The following is a 17,784-nucleotide window of genomic DNA, read 5'->3' as shown; positions in this document are numbered from 1 at the left end:
CGTTCACTCCCCCGCCGTGAGCGACTCCCGCGCCATGCCGAGGCGCGCCTGCTCCTCCTCGACGATCCGGCGCGCCAGTTCGGTGTCCGACACGTCGACCGCGTCCGGGGAGGCCTCGGCCACGGCGCTGCGCCGGGCGTAGGCGTCGAACAGCCGGGTCTTGGCCTCCAGCATCCTCACCAGGCGTTCGTCCACGCCCCCGGTGGCGAGGAGGCGGTACACACGCACCGGCCTGACCTGGCCCATGCGATGGGCGCGGGCCACCGCCTGGTGTTCGATGGTCGGCTTGATCTGGGGCTCACAGATGACGACGACGGACGCGGCCTGCATGTTGAGGCCAATACCCGCCGCCTGGATCTGCGCCAGCAGCACCGCGGGCCCGGGGGCGTCGGCGAAGTCGTCGACGATCTGCTGGCGCCGCCCGGCCGGGACGCCTCCGGTGAGCGGCCCGAACAGCGTGACGCCGTCGGTGGCCGCGGCCGCGAGAGCCTCCTGGACCACGCCCAGCACGTCCTTGAAATAGGAGAAGACGACCGTCTTCTGCCCGTTCTCGGCGGCCTCCTGAACGATCTCCCGGAGCCGTTCCAGCTTGGCCGACTTCTCGGGGCGCCGGTACGCGGCCCTGCGCATCGCCATGAAGTTGCCCAGGCGCACGGCTTCCCGGTACGCCTCCTCGTCCGACGCGCTCAGCTCCTCCCACTCGTCGGTCCGCTGGAGACTGGGGAGTTCCGTCAGCACGTCCTCCTGGTTGCGCCGCAGATAGACCGGCGCCACGGCCTTGCGGAAGGCGACCGATCCGGCCAGCGCGTCCCGCTCACCGAGGGCGTCCGCGACGCCGCCGTCGAGCATCCGGACCAGGTTGCGGAACTCCACGACCCGGTTCTCCATCGGCGTTCCGGTCATGAAGAGGGTGCGCCCGCAGCGTTCCGCCCACAGGGCGACCGCCTGGGACCGCTTGGCCTTCGGGTTCTTGACGGAGTGCGCCTCGTCGACCACGAGCAGCCCGACCTCCCCGCCGCCCGGCGCGGGAAAGCCGCGCAGCGCGTCGAACGTGGTCACCCCGACCCCGCCCCTCCCCTTCCAGTCGGCGAACGCGTCGTGCCGGTCGGGGCCGTGCAGCACCATGACGCGCAGAGCGCTGCGGGCCTCGACCTCACGGGTCCAGTTCACCAGGACGCTGGCCGGGCAGACGACCAGGAAATGGCTCTGCCCCTCGGCGGCCAGGTGCGCCAGCACGGCGATCGCCTGGATGGTCTTCCCGAGACCCATCTCGTCCCCGAGGATCACCTTGCGCTGCGCCAGCGCGAACCGCGCGCCGAATGCCTGGTAGCCGCGCAGGGAGACCCGGCGGTGCGCGTCGTCGAGGGGCTGGTTCCGCACCCGGTCGGCGATCTCGTCGGGCAGGAACCCCTCGGCGGCGGCCTCGTCCGACAGCCGCCCGGAGAGCTCGGCGAGCAGGCTGTAGTACTCGGCGGAACGGAGCTCGAAATCCACCTGGGCGGCGAGGTCCGACGAAGGTCCTCGCAGCAGGTCCACCGACGCCTGGGCCAGCAGTTCCGGCAGGTCCGCCCGCTCCGCCTCGCCCAGCAGCGACCGGATCGCGGCGACCGCCCGCACCGCGCGGGCCCTCTTCTCCTGGCCCGCCAGAAGCATCCGGACGCGTCCGGCGGCGGGCCGGGCGTCGGCGAGCAGCGGATCGAGCCGTTCCGACACCTCGGTGGCCCTGCCGACCGCGCGACGCGTGTCCGGGCCTGCCTCGACCAGTACGTGCAGGGCGACGACGAGCGCGGTGGTGCGCGGTTCCCACCGGTCCACGTCGACGTGCACCGCCACCGTCTCGTGCACGGCCTCCGAGAGCCGCCGCGCGGCCGCCAGCATCTGATCGACGGTGCGCTGCCCGACACCGGCGATCTGCCGCAACCGGTAGGGGCCCGCCGCGAGCACGTCGCCGACGGTGCGCAGCCCGCTCTTCTCGACGCTGCCGAGCCGCAACCGCCCTTCGGTGACGTCCTGCAACCGGGCGACGGGGATGGCCGCCAGCTCCCGCTGCACCGCCGCGTCGTGGATCGGCTTCAGCGCCGCCCGTACCGCGTCCACCGCCCTCGCGTGGTCGCCGACCACCGCCCGCGCCGCCTCGGCCAGTCGCGCTCCCCTCGCGACCACGTCCCGCTCGCCACGCCCCACGCTTCCCGCCCCTCTCCCGCCTCCCCGCATCCTCCCACCGCGGCCCCGGCCCTCGACGGCCGTTCCCCGCACCCGGCGGACCCCGACGCCTCGCCACCACCGTCCGCCGAGCCCGTCACAGCCCCCGTCCCTCCACCCCCGTCCCTCCCCCTCGCCCCCTCGCCCGTCGGCCCCCGGCCCACCGCCGAGCCCCCGCTCGACCCGTGGCCCGGAACACGGCAGGGGCCCGGCTCCGAAGAGCCGGGCCCCTGCGGGTGACGCGTCACCCGCTACACGTTGAAGCGGAACTCAGCCACAAAGCTTCGACCTGCGAAAATGCGCCGTCATCCAGCACCGATCCAACACGGGTGCCGCGACAACGTACGAGAAGAACCAAGACCGCAAACGCTAGCCGACAGCACCCGCACATGTATGAAGTCTGTGGGACTTCCATATATGTCGCCGTCCGCGGCCCGAAGGACCAACGACCCGGGAAGGCCGACTGAAACCACCGGTTGCATCTCGCTGTGAAGCGGGGCCGCCCATGACGCGGCCCCGCTCAGCCCGTGTACCGGCGGGCGGTCGACCGACATTGAAAGACCTCCAGGAGCCGTAGCGGGACTCGACCTCGATCGGCAGCACACGCCGTTCGCGCAGCACCCACGGCAGGGCAGCGGCCTCGGCGAAGGCCCGCAGGGACACGATGTCCCGCGGGACCGTGAGGGCCAGTTGCACGGTGTGGCGCAGCACGGGCGGCCGGCGCAGCCAGGTGAACCACAGCGTGTTGCGGATCCCGTGGCCCTGGCGCACTGTGGCGTCCCTGACGACCGACGGCTGATGACGGGCCGTCAAGTGTTCGGCGTAGGTCCGCCACCAGCCGGCGGCGGCGAGGTCACCGGCGAGATGCTTCTCCTCGCCGCCGAGCCACAGTCGGGGGTGGAAGCGCCCGCGGCCCTGAAGGCGTCGGCGCGCAGTACCGTCGCCGCGGCCAGGAAGGAGCCGAGTGCCGGTCCTGGGAGCCGACTCGGTCCTGGGTTCTCGCCCGCGGGTCAGGCGACGGTGTCGTCGGTCCCGGTGCCCGCAAGGCGGAGGTGGTGGTCACGGGCGAGGAGGAGGTAGCTGCTCGCGGTCCACGTATAGGCGCGGTCGCGCAGGCCGGTGCCGGTCAGGGCGTCGAAGTTCTCGGCGAACCCATGGGTCTCGCACAGGGCGCGGAAGCGGGCGCTGATGTCGTCCGCCAGCCGGAGGTGGCCGGCGCGGCGTAGGCCGTCCTCGACGAGGACGGTGGCGGGGGCCCAGATCGGGCCGCGCCAGTAGCCGTCGGCCAAGTAGTGCGGGGAGGTGGTCAGCTCGGTGGCGAGGCCGTACGGGGTCAGGTGGGCCTTGATGTGGTCGGCCAGCGCGCTGGTGACCTCGCCGGGCAGGTGCTCGCCCAGCGCGATGGGCATCAGGTCGAGGAGACTGGCGCTGCTCCAGGTCTCCCCGGTACCGGCCGAGCGCGCGACGAACCTCTCTCCGGTCCAGAGCTGGTCGAGCAGAGCCGTCTGGATCTCCTCGGCTACCCCCGTCCACCGGCTCGCCTCGTCCGGTCTGTCCAACTCTCGCGCCAACGCCGCGAGTTCGCGGAGCTGCAGGACGAGGAAGGCGGTGAGGTCCGCGGTGACGACCACCCGCCCGGGGTCGAAGGTGGTGGCGTTGTCCCACCCGCTGTCGTTGCCGTGCTGGTAGTAGGGCAGTTCGGCGCCGGGCGCGCGCCGCGCGGTGAGCCAGAAGCCGGTCCAGCGCTCCAGGCGCTCGTACACCTCGGTCAGTTCGGCCCGGCCCACAGGGGTCGGCAGACTGCGCCGCAGGTGGCCGAAGGCCCAGCCGTGGATGGGCGGCTTGACGAAGTTGTAGAGGACTTCGGAGTGGGTGACCGAGTCCGGCAGGGCGCCGCTCTCGTCCTGGTGGTCGAAGGGCAGGTGGAACTGGTCCCAGGCCAGCTCCGGCGCACCCGACGCCAAGGCGACGGCGTTGAAGCAGTGGTCCCAGCTCCAGACCTTGTCCATCCAGTGCTTGGACATCAGCACGCCCGGCCGGGTGACCAGGCCCTTCGCCGCCACGGTCGCCGACCAGACGACGTAGACGGCGAGTTCGGCGGCGGGGGTGGCTTCCGAACGCCAGGGCGCCACCGCGTCCACGAAAGCCGCGAACGCTCCCCGCGCGGCCGACGCGATGTCGTCGAAGGACGCCGAGGACGCGTAGGGCGGGCGAGCGGTGTCGAGTTCCTCGACCGCGACCTCCCAGCCGCCATCCGCCTCCGCTGTCACGGTGACACCGCGGTCGCTACCGCCCAGGGCCTGGTCTCCGGGCGTGTCCGCGAGGGTGCCGGACAGCACGGTGACCCGGTAGCGGCGGCCGGTCTCGTACGAGGTGAAGACGTGCGCGTTCGCGGCCGGGTCGTGGAAGAAGTACGTTCCGCTGAACGGGGTGAGAGTCCGTACGGCGGCGAGGACGCCGAAGTCCAGGCCGCCGCCCCTAAGGCGTACCGTGTCCGGGGCCTCATAGGCGAGCTCGACGCGCCCGCTCTCGCCGACCCAGCTGAGCAGGCCCGGTATCGCCTCGACGCGGGTCTCGGCCCGCCCGCCTCCCACCGGGTCCAGGGGGACCAGGCGCAGGACACCGTGCATGCCGTTCTGGTGCGAGACGAGGTGGAGGTCCTCGGCATACGTCTTCTCCGCGATCACGGGCGAGATGTCGAACCAGGATCCGTACGCGCTGAACGGGATGTCGTGGACGGAGAAGGCCGGGCCGGACAGTGCGGCGGTCATGTGGTGTGACTCGTTTCTCGATCAGGGGGTTCCGGCCGGCCGGCGCGGGAGAGCGCCGGTCGGCGTGGCGGGTCGGGGGACTCAGTCCTTGACGGCGCCGGCGGTCACACCGGCCGCCACATAGCGCTGGGCGAGGACGAGAATGACCGCGGCGGGCAGTGACGCCACGACGGCGGTGGCCATGATGGCGTTCCACTCCTGGTTGTTGTTGCCGATGTAGTGGTAGATGCCGAGCGTGATCGGCTCCTGGGCGCCGCCGTTGACCAGGGTGTTGGCGAAGACGAAGTCGGACCAGGACCACAGGAAGGCGAACAACGAGACCGTGACGACGGCGTTGCGGCTCATCGGCAGGACGATCGACCAGAAGGTCCGCAGGGCCCTCGCTCCGTCCATCTGCGCGGCCTGGAGCAGCTCGCCGGGAATGCCCGACATGAACGCGGTGAAGATCAGCACCGCGAAGGGGACGGCCAGAGTGGAGTCGGCGACGATCAGGCCGGGCACGGACTGGAGCAGGCCGAGCTGGAGGTAGATGGCGTAGAAGCCCATCGCCATGATGATCCCGGGGATCATCTGGGCGGCCAGCAGGACGAAGCTCAGCAGGCCGCCGCCGCGTGGACGCAGCTTGGCCAGGGCGTAGCCGGCGGGCGCGGCCAGGGCCACGGTCAGCACGACGGTACCGAGGGCGACCACGAGGCTGGTGCCGAGGTAAGGCAACTGCTCGTCAAGGACGGTGCGGTAGCCGGCCAGGGTGCCGTGGGTCGGGAACAGGTCCGGCGGGCTCTTGCGCATGTCCTGGTCGCGGGTGAGGGACACATTGATCATCCAGTAGACCGGGAAGAGCATGACCCCGGTCAGCAGCAGGCCGACGGCCGTCTTCCAGCCTGTCTTCGTGACAACGCCCGTTTTCATGACAGCGCCTGCTTTCGCTGGACTCGGACGTAGATCAGGCCGAACACCAGAGCCGCGACCACGAGCAGGTTGCCGACGGCCGCACCTGGGCCGAAGGCCGGCAGGAGATTGCCGAAGCCGAGCTGGTAGGACCAGGTGGCGAAGGTGGTCGACGAGTCCGCCGGGCCGCCCTTGGTCATGATCCAGATGATGTCGAAGACCTTGAGCGTGTAGACCAGGCCCAGCAGCAGGGTGATCGCGGACACCGGGCGCAGGAGCGGGAAGGTGATGCTCCAGAAGCGCCGCCAGGCGCCCGCGCCGTCGAGGGCGGCGGCCTCGTACAGCGATCCGGGGATGGACTGCAGACCGCTGTAGAGCACGACCAGGTTGAAGGGGACGCCGATCCAGATGTTCGCGATGATCACCGAGGCGAGCGACCAGGACGGCGAGGTCAGCCAGTTCACCGGCCCGATGCCGACGGCGTGCAGGACGGCGTTGACCACACCCGAGTCGCTGTTGAGCATCCACGACCAAGTGGAGGCGGAGACGATCAGCGGCAGCAGCCACGGGACCAGGAACAGGGCGCGGAGCGTGGCCGAGAGCCGGAAGTTCTGGTTGAAGAAGACCGCGAGGGCGAGCCCGACGGCGTACTGGAAGACCAGGCACACGGCGGTGAAGACCGCGGTATGCAGCAGGGCCGGCGCGAAGACCGGGTCGTCGAGGACCTGGCGGTAGTTCGCCAGGCCCGTGAACGGCGCGTCGCCCTGGACGAAGGAGCGGACGGTGTAGTCGCGCAGACTCAGGTCGAGGTTGCGGTAGAGCGGATAGGCGTAGAAGAGGGCGAGGTAGAGGGTGACCGGGGCGAGAAAGCCCCAGGCGGCCCACTGCGGGGAGGCCGGACGGCGCCGTTCTCGCGCGGGGGCCCGGGTCGGGGGGGCGGTGACCGCCCACCCGACCCGGTCGTGCGCGGACCGGCGGTCCGAGAACTGTTTCGTGTCGTTCATCTGTGGACCGCGAATCCCTGGTTACTTGACGGCCGACTGGGCCTCGGACAGCGCGTCCTTGGGCGACTTGGAGCCGCTGAGAGCGGCCTGGACGGCCTTCCACATCTGCTCGGAGATCTTCGGGTACTTGGTGCCCAGGTCGTCGCTGGTACGGCCCTTGGCCGCCCGGACCGCGTCGACCCACGGTTTCAGGTCGGCGTTCGCGGCCACCTGCTTGTCCTGGACCTCGCTGGTGGGGGCCACGTAGGACAGTGTGGTGTCGGTTTTGTAGAGGGCGTCGCCGCTGGTCAGGCAAGTGACCAGCTTCTGGGATGTGCCGTAGCGGGCGGAGTTCTTCTGGACCGGGATGGTCACGAACTCGCCACCGGTGGGGGCCGCGGCGTTGCCGCCCTCGGCGGCGGGGACGGGAATCACCCCGTAGTCGAAGCCGGCCTTCCTGGCGTTGGCGAGCTGCCAGGTGCCGTTCTCGCTGAACGCGTAGTCACCGCTGGCGAACTCCTGCCAGCTGGTGGTCTGGGTGTTGTTGAGCACCGAGTTCGGGGCGTAGCCCTTGTCGAGCCAGCCCTTCCACAGGGACAGTGCGGTGACGCCCTGCGCGGAGTCGAGTGCGGTGAGCTTCGCGCCCGAGCCCCAGAACCACGGCAGGAACTGGAAGCTGCCCTCCTCGGTACCGATCGCCGAGAAGGTGATTCCCTTCTTGCCCGCCTTCTTGACCTTCGCCAGCGCCGCCGTCAGCGACTCCCAGTCCTTGACCGAGGAGATGTCCACACCGGCCTTCTTCAGCACCTCCTTGTTGTAGTAGAGGGCCAGGGTGTTGGCGCCGATCGGTGTGCCGTAGGTCTTGCCGCCGGACTGGCCGGCCGCGAGCAGGTTGGCATCGGTCTTGGAGGTGTCCAGCTTGTTGTCGTCGGTCGTGGTGAGCACACCCGCCTCGGCGAGGGTCGACACCACCGGATTGTCGACGATGAGGACGTCCGGGGAGTTGCCCTGCTGGGCCGCCAGCAGGGTCTTGTTGGCCAGGTCGCTGGTGTCGAAGCCCGTCCGCTTGATCTTCACGCCCGCCTTCGTGCCGCACTGGTCCAGCAGCTTCGCCCAGTCCGAGCCTTTGGCGAACTGCGGGTACGGGTCCCAGACCGTGTACGTGCCGCTGACGGCGTCCTTCGATCCGGAGCTGCCCGAGCCGGAGGAGCAGGCGCTGGCGCTGACGGCCACGGCCAGGGCGGTCAGGGCCACGGCGGTCAGACGGCGTTGTCTGGAGGTGCTGTGCATGGCAGGTCCTTCGCTTTTTGGCACGGGCGTGTTGTGAGAGGGATGACGGGGGAAGGCCGGAGCACGCCGAACGGCGTCTGTGAAGGATGCGGGTGCTCGGTGCGCTGGAACGGAGATGCCCGTGAGTCGTGGTGGGCGGTGCGCCCGTGGGCCGTGGTCGGGAGTGCGGTGGGGTCGGGAGGCCGGAGTCTTCGGCCTCAGGAGGTACCGAAGACGGGCCCGGTACTGGCCCGCAGGGAGATCGGCGGTGCGAGCAGGTGGTTCCGGGCCGAAGCCCCGGGGTCGTCCAACCGCTCGACGAGGAGGTCGACGGCGAGACGGCCCATCTGCTCCGCCGGTACGTCGGCGGCGGTGAGCTGCGGTGTCACCGTCTCCGCCCACCGGCCGGCGACGACCCCGGTGACGGAGAAGTCGCGCGGCATATGACGGCCCGCCTGGGCGAGCCCCCGGTAGAGACCGCCGAGCGCGGCCTCGTTCAGCGTGACCAGCCCCGTGGTGGCCGGGTCGTCCCGCAGGATCCGTTCCAGGCACGCTTGCCCCGAGGCGGCGTCGTCCCCGCAGTTGTACGTCCGCACGGTCAGCCCGCGTTCGGCAGCGGCCTTGGTGAAGCCGTCCAGGCCACGGTGCGCGGACTCGTATCCGGCCCGCATCAGTTGCTCGGGACGGTTGACGAAGGCGACCCTGCGGTGGCCGAGGTCCGCCAGGTGGTGGACGCACGCCTCCACCAGCGCGGTGTGGTCCAGGCCCACCCACCAGCCGCCCTCCGGGTTGGCGGTGCGGCCGATGGCGACGGAGGGGAAGCCCAGCTCGGCCAGGTGGTCGACCCGGTCGTCCGCGAGCCTGATCTCCATGAGGATCGCGCCGTCGACGCGCCGTTCCCCCAGCAGCCGCTGGAAGGAACGGTCGCTGTCCACGCCGCTGGGAGACAGCAGCACGTCGTAGTCGTAGGCCGCGGCGGCCTCGACCACGCTGCCGATGAAGTCCAGCTGCATGCCGGTGTAGTGGTTGCCGGCCGGCGGGAAGACCAGGCCGATCGTGCTGGTCCGGCCGTTGGCCAGGGCGCGGGCACTGGCGTTCGGGCGGTAGCCCAACTCGTCGATGACCTGCTGGATCTTCCGGCGGGTGTCGTCCGAGACCGGGCGCTTGCCGCTCAGCGCGTAGGACACGGTGCTCCGCGAGACACCGGCCCGCCGGGCGATCTCACCGATGTTCACGGAGAACTCCTTCTTCGAACCGGTTCGAGAACCAGCCCGGTCGTCGAACCGGTTCGCGTGAAGTGAAGTTAGGAACAAGCCGGACGGCTGTCAATACCCGGCACGACACTTCTTGCAAAAGCACGACAACCCCAACACCGCATGAATTGCGCTGACTTCGCTTGTGTCAGAGGTGTTGCTGCGAGATTGCCTCGGTGCTAGCTTCCTGCGAACCGGTTCGACGTAGTGATCCTTCCGGCGGCGGGGGCCCATCCCGCACGCTCCCTGGAACGCGGGGCGCCGCCATCTGGCTAAGCCCTTCACCGCGGGGGCGTACGCAATCGAACCGATTCGACAACGCGTCACCTCGGATCCTCCTCACCGGCAACGGCATGCGGACCAGCAGCCGGGGGCCGAGGCGGGCCGACCGGGACCCGTCACTCAATGGATCGAGGACACACTCCATGCCATCCGCTGACAGATCAGCCCGGCGCCGGCCCCCGGCCGCCGCGGCGCTGGCCCTCTGCGCGAGCCTGCTGGCCACGCCGGCCGTCCCCGCACAGGCGGCCGACACGCCCCAGCCCACGGCCCACTACACCTTCGACAAGGACGACCTCGCGTCCGGGAAGATCAGCGACAGCTCCGGCAACGGCCTGACGGCGACCCTGGTCAACGCCTCCAACGCGCAGTCCGTCGAGGGCGCGAGCGGCGGCAAGGCGCTGTTCCTGCCCGGCGGTTCGCCCACCTCCGACGGCTCGTACGTCCGCCTGCCCCGTGACGTGGTCGGCGACGCGAGCAACTTGACGGTCTCGGCCCGCGTGAAGTGGAGCGACGACAAGTCGGCCTGGCAGCGGATCTTCGACCTGGGCACCGACACCAACAAGTACCTCTTCACCACCCCCTCCAACGGCGGGGTGCTGCGCACCGCCGTGACCACAGGCGGAGGGGGCGCGGAGGCACGGGTCTCCGGGTACGCGGCGCTGCCCGCCGACGGCTGGCGGACGGTCACTGTCACCCTGGACACCGCCGCCGGACGCCTGACGACCTACCTCGACGGCGTGGCGGTCTCCTTCGCCGCGACGAGCGTCAAGGCCAGCGAGCTGCTGGGCGGTTCGGCCGCGGCCGCCGGCTACATCGGCAAGTCCTTCTACTCGGATCCGCTGCTCAAGGGCGCGATCGACGACTTCACGGTGTGGCACTCGGCACTGAGCGCCGAACAGGTGGCGGGCATGGCCGGCGACGTTCCCACGCTCCAGGCACTGTCACAGACGTCCTTCGAGGGCCGCACCACCACCGGGACGGCCCCCTCCCTGCCAGCATCGGTCCGCTCCTCCTACTCGGACGGCTACGACCGTGACACGCCGATCGTCTGGGACGCCGTACCGGCCGAGAAGTACGCCCGGCCAGGCACGTTCACGGTGGCGGGCACAGCGGCTGGACGCACGGTGCAGGCGACCGTCACCGTGGTCCGCGAGGGACAGCTCACCGTCGACCTCGGCTCGGACACCGGCCCGTTCCACGGCGGCGCCTCCGGCAGCCTCTACGGCGTGTACGGGCCGGACGTCCCCACCAACAACCTCATCGAGGGCATGGGCCTGCGCACGGTCTCCACGAAGGCGCAGGACGGCCCGCAGCACCCGGGTGCCGACGCGCTGGAAGTGGTGAAGCCGCTGGCCGACTCCACCGACGGTGACGTGTACATCTACATGACGGACATCCACCGCGGGTTCCCGTACGAGTGGCCGGGCGACACCCCGGCGGAGAAACTCAAGCTCTACGAGGAGAAGATCGCCAAGCAGGTCGACCAAGTCCTCCAGTTGCCGAAGCAGTACCAGGACAACATCGTCTTCGTGCCGTTCAACGAGCCCGAGGGCAACATGTTCGGCACCGGCAACTGGAGCTACGACAAGGTCAGCTGGCTCGACGATCCCAAGGACTTCTTCGCCGCCTGGGACTCCGCCTACAAGCTCATCAAGGGCAAGATGCCCGACGCCCGCATCGCCGGCCCCAACACCAGCGTCCTGTACGACCAGGTGAAGGGCTTCCTCACGCACACCCTGGCCGTCGGCACCCTCCCGGACGTCATCACCTGGCACGAGCTGAGCCACCCGGAGGCGGTGCGCGAGAGCGTCGCCAAGTACCGGGAGTGGGAAAAGGACCTGTTCAAGGGCACCGACCGGGAGGGCACCCAACTCCCCGTCAACATCAACGAGTACGCCTTCAACTACCACACCTCGGTGCCCGGCCAGATGATCCAGTGGGTCTCCGCGATCGAAGAGTCCAAGGTGGACGCCGACATCGCGTACTGGAACATCGACGGCAACCTCTCCGACTCCGCCGTGCAGTCCAACCGCGGCAACGGCCAGTGGTGGCTGCTCAACTCGTACGCGTCGATGAGCGGTCACACGGTGGCGGTGACCCCGCCGTTCCCGGGTGAGAACTACACCATGCAGGGCGTGGCCACGCTCGACGAGAAGAAGAAGCAGGCGCGGCTGCTCTTCGGTGGCTCCACCGGCGAGGGCCACATCGCCTTCGCCGGCGTCCCGAAGAAGGTCTTCGGCAAGACCGTCCACGCCTGGGTGCGCGAGATCGACTGGAGCGGGCAGGTCGGCGACAACTCCGGCCCGAAGCTGCTCACGGAGACGAACCTCCAGGTCGGTGCCGACGGCACGGTCGTCGTGGACTTCGGCGACGGCACTCTGCCGGCGCTCAAGGAATCATCGGCGTACGAGATCGTCCTCAGCCCGGCCGGGAAGGCGAAGGCCACGCAGTCCGCGCCGGTACGCTGGCAGGGTTCGTACGAGGCGGAGGAAGTGGCCCACACCGGGTCCGGCTACTCCAAGAACGGCCCCGAGGGCTCGACGAGCGACGTCTCGAAGTTCTACACCTCCGGCGGCTACGACGTGGGCGGCCTGCGCACCGGCTCGGACGTCACGCTCGACTTCAGCGTGGACGTGCCCAAGGACGGCACCTACGACCTGAGCGTCTTCGCCAACTCCCTCAACACCTACGACAAGGTTAAGGAACAAGGCCCCACCAACGTCTTCCTGCGGGTGGACGGACAGGCGGACAGCGAAAAGGAGCTGTACCTGCCGCTCGGCTACAAGTGGCTGGTGTGGGACCACACCGACACCAAGGTCCATCTCACCAAGGGCAAGCACACCCTGACGCTCGCCGCGCAGAGCCTCGACGGCAAGGGCGCCACCAAGGGCGACGCGATCGTCGACCGCCTCACCCTGTCCCTGCCGAACGCCTCCGCCGGCACTCAGGTGTACGAGGGTGAACTGGCCTGGCTCGGCGGCGGGGCTCGTCCCGTCTATGACCTGCCCAAGCGTGCGGCCACCGGATCGGGCGCGGCCCGGCTCCCGAAGAACGGGACGGCTACCTTCTGGGTCTACTCCGCCGCCGACCGCGCGGCCATCCTCCGCGTCGACACCCTCGGCGACTCGGATGCCCGCGTCTTCGTCAACGGACACGACGTGCTGCGGCTGTCCAAGGACAAGCGCGCGGTGGCGGTCTCCCTCTCGGGCGGCCTCAACAAGGTGACGGTGATCGGCCGTTCCGGCGCCACCCTCGTCGACCGCCTGACGGTCACCGCGACCGACGGCGCCCTCAAGACACGGACGTACGAGGCACAGGACGCCAAGCTCACCGGCTCGGCCTCCCTGACCCCGCTGTCCCTCGCCACCGACGGCACGGCGATCACCGGGATCGGCGGCGCCCCGGGCAACGACAACTCCGCCACGTTCACCGTCGCCGCGGACAGGGCCGGCCTGTACGCGCTGCGCGTCCGCTACTCCAACCCCGAGCAGTCCGAGGCCACTCACTACAACCCGGACCCTCTCGCCCGCCACGCCGACATATCCGTCAACGGCGGCGCGATCCGGCGGGTCACCTTCCCGCACACCTTCCACCAGAACGACTTCTGGGAACTGACCGTCCCGGTCCAACTCAAGAAGGGACAGAACACGCTCGCCTTCCGCTCCGAGGAACTGCCCGACTTCGACGGCACGACCTACGCCTCGGACACCTTCCCCGGCGTACTGCTCCGCTCGCGGTACGCCCCGCTGATCGACCGGATCGCGGTGGCGCCGTACGCGAAGGGGGTGCGATGAGGCCGGCACCGGTGGCGAGGTGACGCGCGCGAAGACCGGGTAGCGGGGCACCGCCTCTCACCCGCCGCCCGCCAGGGCGCGCCCACCCCGCCATTGGTGCCGCGAGCAGGCGCCCGGGTCCGTCAGGCCGACGGACCCGGGCGCTTCGCTGTACGAAGCCGGCTCCGGCCCGGTCTACGACGCCGTCGCCCACCACCGACGACTCGCGCCGACAGCGGGGTCCGGCACCCTTCGGCCGCTTCGCCGCGAACGCCGTCGTACACAGGGCCTCGGCCCCTTCCTGACGCCGCCGCGTCTACGGGACCCCGCCAAGTACCGGAGTCCGGCCGAGGCGAAGAAGAAGTGGGATCCGGCCAACCCCTTCCGCCCTGACAACAACATCGAGCCGACGCGAGAGGCGGACGTCCCGTGACCGATCAGGAGGATCCACGCATACACGGGCCAGAGGGCAACTTTCCGATCTTCCGCAAACAGCGCACGCCGCCTCGTCCGCGATCCGCCACTCGCTCACAGCGGCCAAGCGGCCAGAAGATCGCCGGGACCATAGACAGCATCGAGCCCCGAACAGTCGACCCCGCTGCGCGAGACCGCCACGACCGGAACGGGTTCATCGGTGAGGGCGCCCCGGTGCCGATGGAGAGCCGCCAGGTCGTGCCGGTCGAAGGGTGCCTGCTCCAGCCACTTGATGGAGCCGACGAAGAACAGCTCCTTGGCAATGGGGGCGCGGTCCGCCCCGACGATGTCGATCTCGACGTCGTTGGTGCGGGTCCAGTACCCGCCCACTGCGGGGGCCGCGGGCAGCCGGTCGTCGGGCAGGATCCGCGCCAGGGCCTCACGGACAAGGGGCTCGACGGCCCGTCCGCGCCAGCTGGTCCAGTTCTCCCGGATCCGCGACAAGGTCAAATCGCCCCGCCCTCTCTCGATCTCCTCCATGGACGGGCCGAGCAGGTGCAGCCAGAACCGCAGGTAGGGATCTGTCACCCGGTAGCGGCGGTCCTTCGACGGACGCAGCGATACGGGCAGCTCCCCAGCGACGATCCGCTTGTCCATGAGCAGCTCCAGCGCTCGCTGCAGTGGCGTCGCCCCGATCCCGCCGGCCGCACGGGCGATGTTGGTGAAGGTCCGCTCGCCGCTGCCGATAGCCGCCAGCACCGTACGTGCCTGAGCCTGCGGGGGGAATCCGGCCGCCAGCGAGCGCTCGGCCGACACGAGCAGGGCCGAGACCGGGTCGCTCAGCGCCTCGCCGAGGAAGTCCCACAGCCCTGCACCACGCGGCCACTCCGCGCAGATCAGCGGCAGCCCACCCGTGACCAGCGCGGCGTCGAAGGCTTCCGCCGGTTCCAGTCCGAGCATGTGCCCCACCTCGGCGGGGTTGAGCGGTCCCAGCACCATCTCCCGGCCGCGCTGATGGAAGGGCCGCCCGTAGCTGTTCAATGCCTCCATCATCGGCAGATCGGAGCCGATGAGGACCAGCAGCACCGGCTTGGTTTCCAGCACCCGATCCCAGGCCCGCTGCAGCATCCCCTCAAAGGTCCCGTCGGCATCCATCAGATACGGCACCTCGTCGATTACCAGCACGCTCACCCGGTCAGCGGGCAGCGCCGCGGCGAGTACATCGAACGCGGCGTCCCAACTCTCCGGCCGCGCGGCGGCCACCAGCCCCGCCAACGGCAACGTCGACGACTGAGCATCCCGAGCCAGCCGTGCCAGATCACCCCTGAGGGACGCACCAGTCGCCGCGTAGAACAGGAACGGGACTCCGGAGTGCTCCGCGAACCGCTCGACCAGTCGCGACTTGCCCACTCGGCGCCGCCCGCGCAACATCACGCACCGACCGGGCCGCTCCCCGCCGACCCCTGCCGCCACCTTCTGCAGCTCGCGGTCCAACGTCGCCAGCTCCTGCCGGCGGCCTACAAAATCAGCCACGCCTGCCGACCTCCGCGCGCGAGACTAACGACAATGTTAGCAACATAAATGTTAGCCTGACCCACTTCGCCAGGTGTAGCTCACGGTCACGAATCGTGGCCCCGCGCCCCCTCGGACCGTGGAGTGCCGGACGGTCACGCCAAGTAGGGCCCGAAGACCGGCACCACGGGGCCGCAGGAAGGGAGCACTCCCGGCGTGACGTTGCTTGCCCCGACGGTACGCGCGCCCGAGGGTGTACACGCGTTCGCAGGCATCCGGCACGAATCCAGCACAGTACGGACATGAGGGGTGATGACAGATGACGAGAGGTCAGAAAATCCAGCACCTATCCAGCACGGTAAAAATCCAGGGGCCTGACCCCGGAGAGTCAGACCCCAATCGACCTGCACGTTTGCCAGATCAGCGAAGTGGTGTTGGGCCACCCGCTACACGTTGAAGCGGAACTCCACCACGTCGCCGTCCTGCATGACGTAGTCCTTGCCTTCCATGCGGGCCTTGCCCTTGGCGCGGGCCTCGGCGACCGAGCCGGTCTCCACCAGGTCGGCGAAGGAGATGACCTCCGCCTTGATGAAGCCCTTCTGGAAGTCGGTGTGGATGACGCCGGCGGCCTCGGGCGCGGTGGCGCCCTTCTTGATGGTCCAGGCGCGGGACTCCTTGGGACCTGCCGTGAGGTAGGTCTGGAGGCCGAGGGTGTTGAAGCCGACGCGGGCGAGGGTGGCGAGGCCGGGCTCCTCGGCGCCGACCGACTCCAGCAGCTCCATCGCGTCCTCCTCGTCCAGCTCGGCGAGATCCTGCTCCAGCTTGGCGTTGAGGAAGATCGCCTCGGCCGGGGCGACCAGCGCGCTCTGCTCGGCCTTGAAGTCCTCGTCGACCAGTTCGTCCTCGTCGACGTTGAAGACGTACAGGAACGGCTTGGTGGTGAGCAGGTGCAGGTCGTGCAGGAGCTCCTCGCGCCCGGAGCCCTGGACGATGCCCGCCGAGAAGAGGGTGTCGCCCTTCTCCAGGATCGCCTGCGCCGCCTCGACCGCCGCGACCTTCGCCGCGACCTCCTTCTTGATCCGCGATTCCTTCTGGAGACGCGGCAGGACCTTCTCGATCGTCTGGAGGTCCGCGAGGATCAGCTCGGTGTTGATCGTCTCGATGTCGTCCTTGGGCGAGACCTTGCCGTCGACGTGGACGACGTTCTCGTCCTTGAAGGCGCGGATGACCTGGCAGATCGCGTCGGACTCGCGGATGTTCGCCAGGAACTTGTTGCCCAGGCCCTCACCCTCGCTCGCGCCGCGGACGATGCCGGCGATGTCGACGAAGTCGACGGTCGCCGGGAGGATCCGCTGCGAGGAGAAGATCTCGGCCAGCTTCGTGAGGCGGGCGTCCGGCACGCCGACCACGCCGACGTTCGGCTCGATCGTGGCGAACGGGTAGTTGGCCGCCAGCACGTCGTTCTTGGTCAGGGCGTTGAACAGGGTCGACTTGCCGACATTCGGCAGACCGACGATTCCGATCGTGAGCGACACGTTGCGACTTCCCGTGGTGAGAGGGCCGGAAGGCCAGTTCCCGGAGTGAGAGGGCCAGGGGGCCAGAGAGCTGACCGATCCACCAGTTTACGGCGTGCCCGGCGCCGCCCCGGCGGACCGGTCGAACGCATGGCCAAGCTCCGCCGCCCGGCGTGTCCGACACCCGATTCGGCACATAAACCGACCTAAGTTGGTCCTGTGGAGCAACACAGGACGCGCCCCCCGGCCCCAGGCACCCGCCGCGACATGCCGCCCCTGCCGCCCCAGGCGGGCCGGGAGGCAGGCGGCCGGGGGCCGGGCGACCGGGAGCCGGGCCGCAAGCAGCCCCGCCCGGCGGGTGGCCCGGCCAGGCCCGGCGGGCCGCGTTCCGGCGGACCCCGTCCCGTCCCCGCCGGGCGACGGCCCGCACCGCCGCAGGAACGGCCGGCGCGGACGGCGGGCGGGCTGCCGAACCCGCGGCTCACCGGGCTCGGCGGCGGACTGTTCAGCGGGGTGCTGATGTTCGCGATCGGCTGCCTGGACCAACTGCTGTTCGGCGCCTCGCTGACGGTGTACAGCGTGCTGTTCCTGCCGGTGTGCCTGCTGACCGCGCTGTGGGTGCGCGCAGGCGACCTGCTGTCCGCGCCGGTCGTCGTGCCGATCGCCTTCGCCGTGGGGCTGCTGCCCGTGTCCGAGGGCGGGAACGGCGTCGGGGCGCGGCTGATGGGGCTGGTGACGGCGCTGGCCACCCAGGTCGGCTGGCTGTACGCCGGGACGCTCGTGGCGGCGGCCGCGATCCTGGCCCGGGGCCTGCGCCGAGCGGCGGCCCGCCGCCGGACGACGCACCACCGCTAGCCCGGCCCAGCGCCACTGCCACCGCCGCTGACGGCGACGAACGGAACCGACGGCCGAGCGCAACCACC

Annotated in this window: 10 protein-coding genes and 1 pseudogene; 2 read left to right on the top strand and 9 right to left on the bottom strand. The window is 70.0% G+C overall.

Going from position 1 to position 17,784, the window contains the following annotated elements; translation table 11 throughout:
* Window positions 1-3: 3 nt before the first annotated feature.
* The 7 genes and pseudogenes from J2X68_RS30260 to J2X68_RS30230 all read right to left on the bottom strand — a co-directional run bounded on the left by J2X68_RS30260 (window position 4) and on the right by J2X68_RS30230 (window position 9,348).
* Entirely contained in the window at window positions 4-2,214 is a 2,211-nt protein-coding gene (locus J2X68_RS30260) for a DEAD/DEAH box helicase (RefSeq protein WP_310435780.1), read from the bottom strand.
* 508 nt (window positions 2,215-2,722) lie between these two features.
* Window positions 2,723-3,197: pseudogene (locus J2X68_RS30255) on the bottom strand (glycosyltransferase family 2 protein); the annotation flags it as partial.
* Between the two features lie 15 nt (window positions 3,198-3,212).
* On the bottom strand, window positions 3,213-4,973 hold the full coding sequence (locus J2X68_RS30250) for an MGH1-like glycoside hydrolase domain-containing protein (protein WP_310435779.1): 1,761 nt from the start codon (window positions 4,971-4,973) through the stop codon (window positions 3,213-3,215).
* Between the two features lie 81 nt (window positions 4,974-5,054).
* Window positions 5,055-5,882: a carbohydrate ABC transporter permease gene (locus tag J2X68_RS30245; protein ID WP_310435778.1), complete on the bottom strand. Its 828-nt coding sequence runs from the start codon at window positions 5,880-5,882 to the stop codon at window positions 5,055-5,057.
* Window positions 5,879-6,865 carry a sugar ABC transporter permease gene (locus J2X68_RS30240; protein ID WP_310435777.1) on the bottom strand — a complete coding sequence of 329 codons (987 nt, stop codon included), beginning with the start codon at window positions 6,863-6,865 and terminating at the stop codon, window positions 5,879-5,881. The genes J2X68_RS30245 and J2X68_RS30240 overlap by 4 nt, the downstream gene beginning before the upstream one ends.
* A 21-nt stretch (window positions 6,866-6,886) precedes the next feature.
* Entirely contained in the window at window positions 6,887-8,134 is a 1,248-nt protein-coding gene (locus J2X68_RS30235; protein ID WP_310435776.1) for an extracellular solute-binding protein, read from the bottom strand.
* 197 nt (window positions 8,135-8,331) lie between these two features.
* A complete protein-coding gene (locus tag J2X68_RS30230; RefSeq protein ID WP_310435775.1) occupies window positions 8,332-9,348 on the bottom strand; it encodes a LacI family DNA-binding transcriptional regulator in 1,017 nt (338 codons plus the stop codon).
* 443 nt (window positions 9,349-9,791) lie between these two features.
* Between J2X68_RS30230 and J2X68_RS30225 the strand changes: the two genes are divergently transcribed.
* The gene (locus tag J2X68_RS30225) at window positions 9,792-13,442 is read left to right on the top strand and encodes a LamG-like jellyroll fold domain-containing protein (protein WP_310435774.1); all 3,651 of its coding nucleotides are present in this window, start codon (window positions 9,792-9,794) and stop codon (window positions 13,440-13,442) included.
* A gap of 507 nt (window positions 13,443-13,949) precedes the next feature.
* Here the strand turns inward: J2X68_RS30225 and J2X68_RS30220 are convergent.
* Entirely contained in the window at window positions 13,950-15,368 is a 1,419-nt protein-coding gene (locus J2X68_RS30220; RefSeq protein ID WP_310435773.1) for an ATP-binding protein, read from the bottom strand.
* 425 nt (window positions 15,369-15,793) lie between these two features.
* Entirely contained in the window at window positions 15,794-16,882 is a 1,089-nt protein-coding gene (ychF, locus tag J2X68_RS30215; protein WP_310435772.1) for a redox-regulated ATPase YchF, read from the bottom strand.
* 246 nt (window positions 16,883-17,128) lie between these two features.
* Between ychF and J2X68_RS30210 the strand changes: the two genes are divergently transcribed.
* On the top strand, window positions 17,129-17,716 hold the full coding sequence (locus tag J2X68_RS30210; protein WP_310435771.1) for a DUF6542 domain-containing protein: 588 nt from the start codon (window positions 17,129-17,131) through the stop codon (window positions 17,714-17,716).
* Window positions 17,717-17,784: the final 68 nt, after the last annotated feature.

This window comes from Streptomyces sp. 3330 (genome assembly GCF_031456635.1).
Classification (GTDB): domain Bacteria; phylum Actinomycetota; class Actinomycetes; order Streptomycetales; family Streptomycetaceae; genus Streptomyces.
Note: the sequence above shows the minus strand (reverse complement) of the source record. Positions and strands in the feature narration are given on the sequence as shown.

Excerpts from the sequence above, each read along its gene's own strand:
- J2X68_RS30210 (WP_310435771.1), top strand. The coding sequence starts at position 17,129 with ATGCCGCCCCTGCCGCCCCAGGCGGGCCGGGAGGCAGGCGGCCGGGGG.
- J2X68_RS30240 (WP_310435777.1), bottom strand. The coding sequence starts at position 6,865 with ATGAACGACACGAAACAGTTCTCGGACCGCCGGTCCGCGCACGACCGG.
- J2X68_RS30235 (WP_310435776.1), bottom strand. The coding sequence starts at position 8,134 with ATGCACAGCACCTCCAGACAACGCCGTCTGACCGCCGTGGCCCTGACC.
- J2X68_RS30245 (WP_310435778.1), bottom strand. The coding sequence starts at position 5,882 with ATGAAAACGGGCGTTGTCACGAAGACAGGCTGGAAGACGGCCGTCGGC.
- J2X68_RS30225 (WP_310435774.1), top strand. The coding sequence starts at position 9,792 with ATGCCATCCGCTGACAGATCAGCCCGGCGCCGGCCCCCGGCCGCCGCG.
- J2X68_RS30260 (WP_310435780.1), bottom strand. The coding sequence starts at position 2,214 with ATGCGGGGAGGCGGGAGAGGGGCGGGAAGCGTGGGGCGTGGCGAGCGG.
- J2X68_RS30250 (WP_310435779.1), bottom strand. The coding sequence starts at position 4,973 with ATGACCGCCGCACTGTCCGGCCCGGCCTTCTCCGTCCACGACATCCCG.